Here is a 10,071-nt window from a genome sequence, read left to right as displayed (position 1 = left end):
GTATCGCCGAGTCATCATGGATCACTACAAGAAGCCTCGCAACCGCGGCACGTTCGAGGATGACACGGTTACGGTTGACCTGAACAACCCGACTTGTGGAGATCGCATATCACTGCAGCTTAAGCTGAACGATGGCATTGTTGAGGATGCCAGATTCACAGGCGAAGGCTGCTCGATTAGCATGTCTAGTGCGTCAATGATGACAGAAGCGGTCAAAGGTAAGACGTTGGAGCAGGCACATGAATTGGCTGAGCGATTCTCTGCCTTGGTAAAAGGCGAAGACGCTGCGTTTGATGAATATGAAGATATCGAGGCTCTGTCTGGCGTGAACAAGTTCCCGGCTCGCATCAAGTGTGCGACATTGGCTTGGAACGCGCTGCGCAAAGGGATCGAGAAGCCTGAATAGGCGATCAAGTGCGAGGTTCGCACGAAGGAGGTACAACAATAATGGCGAAGAAAATGCCTGAAATGGAAGAGTACAAATATGGCTTTCGCGATAATCACCAAGCAGTCTTCCAATCTGGTAAAGGGTTGACGCCGGAGATCGTTACCGAGATCTCCCGTATTAAGGGCGAGCCTGACTGGATGCTGGAATTCCGCTTGAAGTCGCTTGAGCAATTTAACAAAATGACAATGCCTCGTTGGGGCGGCGATTTGGATGGGTTGGACTTCAACGACATTCAATACTATGTGCGTCCTTCTGAGAAGCAAGGAAAGACATGGGAAGAAGTTCCCGCTGAAATTAAAGAAACATTCGATAAGCTTGGTATTCCGGAAGCGGAACAGAAGTTCCTTGCTGGTGTATCTGCTCAGTATGAATCTGAGGTTGTTTATCACAGCATGCAGAAGGATCTCGAAGATCAGGGCGTAATCTTTATGGATACGGACACAGCGCTTCGTGAGCATCCAGAGATTTTCCGTGAGCATTTCGCATCTGTTGTTCCTCCAGCGGACAACAAGTTCGCTGCATTGAACAGTGCCGTATGGTCGGGCGGAAGCTTCATCTACGTGCCTAAAGGCGTGAAGTGTGAAATTCCGTTGCAAGCCTACTTCCGTATCAACTCCGAGAACATGGGTCAGTTCGAGCGTACGCTGATTATCGCTGATGAAGACAGCTTCGTGCACTATGTTGAAGGCTGTACAGCGCCTATCTACAGCACGAATTCCCTTCACAGTGCGGTTGTTGAGATTATTGTGAAGAAAAATGCGCGTGTTCGCTATACAACAATCCAAAACTGGGCGCCAAATATCTACAACCTGGTTACAAAGCGTGCCGTTGCGGAAGAAAATGCGAACATGGAATGGGTTGACGGCAACATCGGCTCCAAGCTGACTATGAAATACCCAGCTGTCATATTGAAAGGCCGCGGAGCAAAAGGCTCTGTGTTATCTATTGCAGTAGCAGGTAAAGGCCAGCATCAGGATGCGGGTGCGAAGATGATTCACTTGGCTCCAGATACAACGTCGACAATCATCTCAAAATCCATCTCGAAGCATGGCGGTAAGGTTTCGTATCGCGGTTTGACATCGTTCGGCCGTGATTCTGATGGTGCAAAATCAAACGTTAAATGCGATACGTTGATCTTGGATAACGAGTCTACGTCCGATACGATTCCATACAACGAGATTCGCAACGACAATATCCAATTGGAGCATGAAGCGACTGTATCCAAGGTATCCGAGGATCAGCTCTTCTATCTGATGAGCCGCGGCTTGACTGAAGATGAAGCGACTCAAATGATCGTTATGGGCTTCATCGAGCCGTTCACGAAGGAGCTCCCAATGGAATATGCCGTTGAGATGAATAGATTGATCAAGTTCGAAATGGAAGGCTCTATCGGCTAATTTCTTACAACCCTTGTTGCATCAAGGGTTGTAAGCTAATGATATATTGGCTTAAAATCGCTCATGCCGATTTCATGCCGATTCAAGATTCATTTTTTCGTGTAGGAGGCGAACTTTTTAAGTTCGTCTTCTTGTATTTTTTGTGATGTCAAGCTAGGTATCTGCGGTTGTTTTAATTGTTTTATGTCCAAGTCGTTTTGATACAAAAAGTAGTCTTACTCCTGCTTCCCAGTAGTCGTACGGTGTGCAAATGTCTGAATTCATGACTACCTTTGTACTCGGCACCCGCCAACTCGCAATACCTTTTAATCGACCTCTTACCGTCGAAGTAAAGCTACAGGATGATTCAGCACGTTACTTCAATAAATTAAATTGGAGCTGCTTCATAGCAAACTAATATCGTTTCCTGTTAGCGTAATTTATTTTAAGTATCAAATATGTCCTTATCCTTCGCCTCGACCAACATTAAACCGACTGCATAAGATCGGATTCTATTACACATCTGAAGTGAAACAACACTGTCCGATGACTGATGATAGAGGAAGTTCCTGGGTGTCATATTGGAAGTTACCGTAGATTCTCTAGGGTTCATCAACAAATTTGACAAAAGGTAACTAGTTACGTAAAATAAGTGTAACTAGTTACCTTTATTTTAACAGATCGGAGGTATGTAATATTGAATGACATAGAGAAAAAGGCTTACATCTTTGGTGGTATTCTTACATTAGCCAACCGATTACAAGCTCTTGGTGACAAATTGGATGAGAATGTAACGCTTAAGCAGTGGTTGTTGATAGCTGTCATTTTAAAGTCGGGACGATCATCTCCAACAATAAGTGAGGTGGCTAAATTGATTGGGAATTCTAGGCAAAATATTAAGAAAATGGCCGGTTTACTTGAGAAACAGGGCTTTGTCTCCCTTATAAAAGATGATCAAGACGCTAGAATCATTAGAATTCACCTTACACCCGAATGTTTTACTTATTTCCAGGCTCGAAGCGAAAAAGAGATGCAGTTTCTGAATGCTCTGTTTGACGCACTTGATGAAAATTTGACCAACGGATTATATAAAGGAATCATTCATTTAGCTAACAATGTAAACAGAATGGAGAATGTTCATGAAGACGGGGAAAAGGGGTAAAAAACAATGTGGATAATCGTTTCGATCTTTGGCATTATCATAATCGGTATCATTGTATTTTTTAATGTACCTTATTCCAAAACCAATACAGAATTTCTTCAATCCGCAACAGAACAAATCAATATTTCTAATGTCATTAATGATATCTTTACATTCGATGATATTAAAGAATTGCCGTATCCTGTAAGGAAATATTTTGAATATAGTGGATACATCGGCATTCCTAAAATGTCTTATATGAGGGTAGCCTTTAAAGAAGTTAATTTTATTATGTCACCCGACAAGCCACCATTAAAAATCGACTACACCCAATATAACTTTGTACGTGAACCTATAAGATTTGCTTATATTGACACATCAATGTATGGAATACCATTTCAAGGGTTGGATTCTTATATTAATGGTGAAGGTAGTATGAAAGGAGTTCTGGCTAAAGTCATTACGTTGTTTAATCACAAAGGTAAAGAAATGAATAAAGCTTGTCTAGTAACCTTTCTTTCAGAATCTCTTATCATGCCTAATGCTGCTTTACAGCATTATATGACCTGGGAGACAGTTGATGATACCCATGCAAAAGCGACGATATCGTACAATGATATATCAGCAAGTGGGATATTTACGTTCAGTGAGAATGGGGAGCTTCTTTCTTTTACAACAGAAGATAGATCCGTTATATCTACCGATGGAACAATTCAGCAAGTAAGATGGTCGGCCATATTTAAGGACTACAAGACAATTGGCGGTATCAAACAACCAACTCAACTTCAGGCAGTTTGGAATTACGATCAGGGAGATCTCATTTATTTTGACGGTGCTTGTTTTACTGTTGATTATGATTAGGAATAGGTGTTTCTTTATACATCCTTAACATGATGAGGCTTCCGCGGGTGACAAGGTTTTGAAATCCTTCTTCATCATTCGAGAAGGAAAGGGGCATTACTGACTACGATCTCACGGAAGTTAACTGCACGTTCATGTGTTTGCTGAGCGAGGTCGATCCCGACCACTAGATGCTGACTGTGATTGTGCATGGGCTAATATTTTTTGGCCGATTACGAAATATGCAAGTGTAGAAAAGAAAATCATCGAGAATATAAAAATAAAGCAGTAGCAGTAGCTGGTGAATCCTACACGTCGTTCAGGGATCACTCCAGCCGCATGACCGATTGCTAAAAATTTTGGCGTGACGACGACAGCTGAACGGTTAGGTGAAGCCCTTAAGAAATGCCCGGATCTCGTTATTATGCGTCCTCGTATGCAGCATTACATCGATGTTTCTTTGATGATTACTCAGATTTATGAGGAATTTACGGATTTAGTTGAAGTGTTTAGTAATGACGAACAATTTTTGGATGTTGCGGCTAGTCAATCAATTTTCGGTGATCCGATCACCATTGCAATGGAAATCCAGAAACGAGTAATGATCCAGACAGGAGTGCGGATTCGAATAGGGATCAGCACCAATAAAATATTAGCTAAAACTGAAACAGACATCTGGAAAAAAGTAAAAGCGGTATTTTTACCGTGCATCCATCCGATGTTCCCACCCTACTGTGGAAAGAACCTGTTCATAAAATGTTCGGTGTTGGATCCCGAATGTGCAAGCATTTTGCGAAATTAGGGATACTTGCAATTGGGGACATTGCGAGAGCTCCCACAGGATTCTCACGCCAGATGAAAATGCCCGATCGCTATTTTCTCCATGTTTACCCCATCATTTTGACTTCATCCGCATGGTACACCCCGAAATTGGCATACTAATCCCTATGCTGATGTTCAACTTGCTTGCAGCGAGCTCGCATCTATGTTAACTCATCACGCAACAGGAGGATTGGAAATGGTGGACCCTATCCAACAGGAGCGAAAGTTGCGGCACATTCGTCGCAAGCACAGATTCCGTATTATGATGTTATTAGGCTGTATGGTAGTATGTCTGCTTGTACCATCCAATGCACATTCCATGTCCGTAGCATCACAAATCGATACCCATCATGAGAGTGCGCCAGCTCGCAGAGATCGTGCCTATTATGAAGGGCGAGGAGACATCGTCTGGGAAGTGCCGTCTGCCGGCAAGCGGATTGCACTCACATTTGACGATGGTCCGGATCCAACTCGCACTCCGGTTATCTTAGACCTGTTAAAGCAGTATAATGCCAAGGCTACCTTCTTCGTCGTAGGATGGAGAGTAAAGTCGCACCAAGAATTAGTGAAGCGCACAGTTCGTGAGGGACATGAAATTGCGAACCATACGTATCATCATAAATATTTTCGCAAAGGTGTATCGAAGGCCGAGATTGAAGAGGAAATTATGAAGGCGCATCGAGTGATTGAAGAGGTAACAGGTACGCCGCCTCAATTGTTCCGGCCACCTGGCGGGTATTATAATGAGCGGCTTGTAGAAATTGCACGGGAGAAGGGGTACCGCGTTATTTTATGGTCGTGGCATCAGGATACGAAGGATTGGCGTTCGCCAGGAGTAGATCGAATAGTCAATAAGGTGCTTGGACATGCAAGAAACGGTGACATCGTACTGATGCACGACTTAGTAGAAGGAAGCACACAGACCATCCAGGCGTTGAAGAAAATCCTGCCCGAATTGAAGCGGCGGGGCTATTCATTTGTCACCGTTTCTGAATTAATGGCGCACCGTGTCAAGGCGAAGACTTCCTAAATTCATTTGTCTTGTCAGGCTAGAAGGGGCCATACCCAGCGAAAGACGCCGTAAGTGTGCGCATCAACAGGCACACATCAGGCACACAGTAGGTTACATGCACACTTCTTCAATATGAAGATCGCGGCATTGCGTCAAATCAACGAAACGATTATCAATTTGCACGAGCGGCCGGAAAAATTCAGTCTGATGATTCATGATGATTGTTCCGGTTCGCCCGTCGCTTAGGCGTGCCTGCTTATTGATAAAGTTAGGCAGCATATGGCGAATGAAGGTATGAACAATGTGGGGATCAAGTCCGCTGTAGCTCATCGAATCCAGCTCTTTCAGAACCGTAAATAAATCCTGCTTGTCCCGATAAATTCGTGTTGACGTCATGGAGCTATACACATCAGCAACTGCGATGATACGTGCTGTCGGATGGATGTCCTGCTCAGCAGCACCATAAGGGTAACCGCTTCCATCTAAGCGTTCATGATGCTGGAGGGCCGCCATCGCGAGCCAATTATCGTCATAGGAGGAGCGAATGATTTCATAACCGAGCACAGTATGCGACTTCATCTGCTCAAACTCCGAACTCGTCAACTGTCCAGGTTTGAGTAAAATCGCCTGATGAATGCGACACTTGCCGATGTCATGCAGAAATCCTGCCTTGCATATGCGCTGAGCATCCTCTTCTCCGTAATGCATCCACTTGGCCAAATAGTAAGACAGCATGCCGACCTGTACGGAATGCTGGTACGTATAATCATCCTTCGAGTCCAGCAGAAGCAAGAGGGATACAACATCACGCTCTTTCTCCATTTGTTGAATAAGCGGTGTGATGGACGATTGTACAAGCTCATCCTGCAGAAATCCGTGCTGGATAACATCCTGAAAGATGCTCTCCACATTTCGAATTGCCTCAATATAGCCTTTCTGCATTTCCTCATGAACGTTATGATTTGAACTTGGCGGCACATTGATCTGGGATGGGGATACAGCCTCTTCATTGGTGAGTGGTCTTGCTTCGATGTCTACCATATCCATGTGATGACGAATAAGTAGGGCAATGTCCCTATGCTTCATTACGGTTCCAGCAGATAGAACCAACAGCCCTTTATCATTGAAAATATCCTTCGTGAGAGTATCCCCTTCGTGAATTTGCGTGACATGAATCCGCACCAAATGTCTCACCCTTCTAGTCATTTTGTACTACATGTATCATTTATCATATCAAAGCCAGTCACAAGATAACAGTAACATTTTCCAGGAAAATGTGAAGAATTGGTGCTGAAATGTTCCCTCTGCTCGTATACAAAGAACAAGATACTTTGTCCGAACGTGAAATGCTCGCAATCATTCAAATCATCATGCTGAGTATTTTTACGTACGGGGGAAATGAGGGGCTTATCCATGTTCTATGTCATTGTTGCAATTGTACTGGGCATCGTGGAGGGACTGACAGAATTCATACCTGTCTCATCAACAGGTCATATGATATTGACGACGAAGCTGATGGGGATTGAGGAGCAGGCCAACTGGCTCAAGACATTTGAAATTGTCATTCAACTGGGAGCGACCTTAGCCATGACGGTTGTGTATTGGGATCGGATATTGGAGATGCTGGGCTTGCGCAAGCGAACCGTACAGCAAGGACATGTCATCTGTCCCCGTCTGAATCTGCTCCATGTCATTATTGGAATAGCGCCTGCATTAGCAGTGGCCTATGTAGCGAAAGACCATATTAAGCAATTATTTGACAGCACAGAAACGGTGTTATGGGCGCTTGTAGTCGGCGGTGCATTTATGTGGTTCGCAGAATGGTATGGGTCTCGCAGACAACCCTCGGCGAACACGATCGATGAAATTAGTTATAAGCAGGCCTTTTCAATAGGACTCTTTCAAATATTGTCAGTGCTGTGGCCAGGCTTTTCCCGATCAGGCTCTACCATGTCAGGTGGTATGTTGAGCGGTGTCAGCTACCGGGCGTCCGCTGATTTTTCCTTTCTCATTGCGATTCCCATTATGTGTGCTGCAAGCGGCTATGAACTGCTCCAAAATTATAAGATGTTTACACTCGATATTTTGGCTTTTTTTGTACTTGGTTTCTTAGTATCCTTTGTTGTAGCTTATGTGATTGTTGTTGCCTTCCTCAAGCATATTCAGCGGATTAAGCTACGTCACTTTGCGATATATCGCTTTGTTCTCGCGGCATTGTTCTGGTACTTCATGATGTAGCAGATATGAGATTTTGAACATTCATGAATATCTCTGTGTGAAGTTCTGAGAGTATTTCTGAAAAGAAATTTCGAGGCATTTAGAACGCCAGTAGATTTCAGAAGTATGCAACAGTTGTATGCTTTTATTCATCCAAAATACTTGGAAGGTGGAGAAGGGCGGGAGTGAAATCTGCCACGTTTTCTACTTAAACAAAGGAATGTATGGTAGTGACTCGCTAGTCTAGCGAGAATTTGATATGATTACTTCGATGCATTTTAAGTGAATGTAAATATCATAACTTCAGGGGTTGACTCTGCTTGCGATGGGTACCTATACAAGCGTGCCGAGCTGGCATGCGATTAGCAAAACAAATATATAATGAAGAAGGTCTAGTGCTGCTCAAGGAGCAAGTAGAGCTTAATACCGCGTATATTCAGCGTTTGGAAGCGATGGGCGTATCGTACATATATGTAGAAGATGATCGGACAGAAGGTATTCATGCGCCGGATGTGTTGAGCGATGAGACACGAAGGCTGGCTAATATGACGATTCGTAAGCAATTCAAGCAATTGATTGATGAATCTATGACTCGGAAGCGTGCTGCCTCGAATTCTACATTGAATCGCGAGTTTCTCGATGTATTGGATGCCATCATTGGCGATTTGTATGGCAACCATAAGGCGATGGTAATGCTGAATGATATGCAGACAACTGATCATTATTTGTTCCGACATTCCCTTAATGTGTGTGTATATACGACCCTGCTAGGACTTCATCACGGATATCCCCGCAATGAACTGCGGACATTGAGCATGGGGGCGCTCCTTCATGACATTGGCAAGACGCAGATTAATCTTGAAGTATTGAACAAGCCAGGTTCGTTGTCTGATGCTGAATTTGCACATATGAAGCAGCATGCGGAGATAGGATACCGCATGTTGAAGGATGAGCCGAACATTCCGCTGCTGGCAGCGCACTGTGCTTATCAGCACCATGAGCGGTTGAACGGTTCTGGCTATCCGCGCGGCATTAAGTCACCGGATATTCATGAATATGCGAAGTGGATTGGGATTACGGATTCATATGATGCGATGACAACCCATCGTGTATACCGTAAGGCAATGCTTCCGCATGAAGCACTTGAAATTTTGTATACCGGATCAGGGACGCAATACGAGCAGGGTATGCTGGAATTGTTCAGAGACCGTATGGCTGTCTATCCGATAGGGATGTCCATTCATTTGAATACAGGCGAGACATGCGTTGTTGCCCGCATTCATGCTGAGTGTCCACAACGACCAGTTGTAAGAGTACTGTACGACGCTGATGGCAATCCATTGAAGACCCCTCATGAGATCGATCTATCCAAGAGACTCCACGTTATGATCGTGGGCTATCACGCAGCTGATTAATGAGCGCGTAGGCAACATACAACGAAGCAAGTAAGCTCAGCACTTATTCAATATTATCATCATATTCCCTTTATTCAGTCTACAAGTGAGCAGGGGGTTCAATACGTGAGGGAAACAGCCAGAAGAGGTTGGTTGTGGCACTGGGGAAAGTGGATGTATCGTTGGCGTCATGGGGTATTGATCGTATGGACGCTTCTATTTGCAATGGCTTCGGTATTGGCTATACAAGTGCCTTCCATGCTTAAGGATAATGGGTTTACGCCGACAGGAAGCGAATCTTATGTAGGATATGAGCTGCTGCGCGATGGGCTTGGTCTCTCTTCTACGACGATGGATATTGTCTATGAGAGCAGCGACGGCAGGTCGCTATTGACGAAAGAATCGATACAGCAGATTGAACGTTCCCTTACTGAATTGAAGCAGAATTCATCCGTCGGTGACGTTCAGCTGCGGACTCAGGATAGAACGGGAGTACGTAGCGATGTAGTTACTGCACATGTCCGTCTTAATATGGATACGGATGAAGCGCTGGATCGATATCCCGATCTGCGTAAGCTAATATCCGACATTCCGTTCGCGAAAGCCTATGTGACAGGTGCGACGCCGGTCTACTATGATATTCAGACAGCGAGCAAGAACGATATTGTGAAGTCGGAACTGATCGGATTGCCAATCGCGCTGCTCGTCTTATTGTTCGTCTTCGGAACGTGGCTTGCGGGATTCCTTCCGCTTATTATCGGGCTGTTCAGTGTGACAACTACGCTCGGGATCATTTATGGAATTGCTCAGCTAACAGATAC

The 10,071-nt window shown here is 44.4% G+C and carries 10 protein-coding genes and 1 pseudogene; 9 read left to right on the top strand and 2 right to left on the bottom strand.

From position 1 onward, the window contains the following. The 4 genes from sufU to AZ66_RS22485 all read left to right on the top strand — a co-directional run. Window positions 1-406 (top strand): Fe-S cluster assembly sulfur transfer protein SufU (gene sufU / locus AZ66_RS22500; RefSeq protein ID WP_082061687.1); only part of this gene is annotated, 406 nt, incomplete at its 5' end. A gap of 41 nt (window positions 407-447) precedes the next feature. Continuing rightward, window positions 448-1,845, top strand: coding sequence for a Fe-S cluster assembly protein SufB (sufB, locus tag AZ66_RS22495; protein WP_044356891.1), 1,398 nt, complete (start codon window positions 448-450; stop codon window positions 1,843-1,845). Window positions 1,846-2,521: 676 nt separating this feature from the next. Beyond that, window positions 2,522-2,986, top strand: a complete 465-nt coding sequence (locus AZ66_RS22490) for a MarR family winged helix-turn-helix transcriptional regulator (RefSeq protein WP_052648779.1) — start codon at window positions 2,522-2,524, stop codon at window positions 2,984-2,986. Window positions 2,987-2,992: 6 nt separating this feature from the next. Further along, window positions 2,993-3,826 (top strand): DUF6544 family protein, encoded by an 834-nt coding sequence (locus AZ66_RS22485; protein ID WP_044356889.1) that lies wholly within the window; start codon window positions 2,993-2,995, stop codon window positions 3,824-3,826. Window positions 3,827-3,875: 49 nt separating this feature from the next. On the opposite strand, the pseudogene AZ66_RS33880 reads toward AZ66_RS22485, so the two are convergent. Beyond that, a pseudogene (locus tag AZ66_RS33880) lies at window positions 3,876-4,017 on the bottom strand (IS110 family transposase); the annotation flags it as partial. Between the two features lie 152 nt (window positions 4,018-4,169). On the opposite strand from AZ66_RS33880, the gene AZ66_RS32980 reads away from it, so the two are divergent. Beyond that, on the top strand, window positions 4,170-4,607 hold the full coding sequence (locus AZ66_RS32980) for a Y-family DNA polymerase (RefSeq protein ID WP_231586997.1): 438 nt from the start codon (window positions 4,170-4,172) through the stop codon (window positions 4,605-4,607). A 339-nt stretch (window positions 4,608-4,946) separates the two neighbouring features. After that, on the top strand, window positions 4,947-5,657 hold the full coding sequence (locus tag AZ66_RS22475; protein WP_044356895.1) for a polysaccharide deacetylase family protein: 711 nt from the start codon (window positions 4,947-4,949) through the stop codon (window positions 5,655-5,657). A 93-nt stretch (window positions 5,658-5,750) separates the two neighbouring features. On the opposite strand, the gene AZ66_RS22470 is transcribed toward AZ66_RS22475, so the two are convergent. Next, window positions 5,751-6,821: an HD-GYP domain-containing protein gene (locus tag AZ66_RS22470; protein WP_044356893.1), complete on the bottom strand. Its 1,071-nt coding sequence runs from the start codon at window positions 6,819-6,821 to the stop codon at window positions 5,751-5,753. 231 nt (window positions 6,822-7,052) lie between these two features. On the opposite strand from AZ66_RS22470, the gene AZ66_RS22465 reads away from it, so the two are divergent. The 3 genes from AZ66_RS22465 to AZ66_RS22455 all read left to right on the top strand — a co-directional run. Then, entirely contained in the window at window positions 7,053-7,877 is an 825-nt protein-coding gene (locus tag AZ66_RS22465; RefSeq protein WP_044356888.1) for an undecaprenyl-diphosphate phosphatase, read from the top strand. 299 nt (window positions 7,878-8,176) lie between these two features. Continuing rightward, the gene (locus AZ66_RS22460) at window positions 8,177-9,271 is read left to right on the top strand and encodes an HD-GYP domain-containing protein (RefSeq protein WP_044356886.1); all 1,095 of its coding nucleotides are present in this window, start codon (window positions 8,177-8,179) and stop codon (window positions 9,269-9,271) included. A gap of 105 nt (window positions 9,272-9,376) precedes the next feature. After that, window positions 9,377-10,071, top strand: a 695-nt coding sequence (locus AZ66_RS22455; protein ID WP_156160047.1) for an MMPL family transporter, incomplete at its 3' end; no start/stop codon positions are given.

The sequence above is a fragment of the Paenibacillus sp. E194 genome (genome assembly GCF_000935845.1).
Taxonomy (GTDB): domain Bacteria; phylum Bacillota; class Bacilli; order Paenibacillales; family Paenibacillaceae; genus Paenibacillus_B; species Paenibacillus_B alvei_B.
The sequence above is the reverse complement of the archived record's forward strand: the minus strand, read 5'-3'. Positions and strand labels throughout refer to the sequence as shown.

Coding starts and splice junctions, on each gene's coding strand:
- sufB (WP_044356891.1), top strand. CDS start 448: ATGGCGAAGAAAATGCCTGAAATGGAAGAGTACAAATATGGCTTTCGC.
- AZ66_RS22485 (WP_044356889.1), top strand. CDS start 2,993: ATGTGGATAATCGTTTCGATCTTTGGCATTATCATAATCGGTATCATT.
- AZ66_RS22475 (WP_044356895.1), top strand. CDS start 4,947: ATGTCCGTAGCATCACAAATCGATACCCATCATGAGAGTGCGCCAGCT.
- AZ66_RS22465 (WP_044356888.1), top strand. CDS start 7,053: ATGTTCTATGTCATTGTTGCAATTGTACTGGGCATCGTGGAGGGACTG.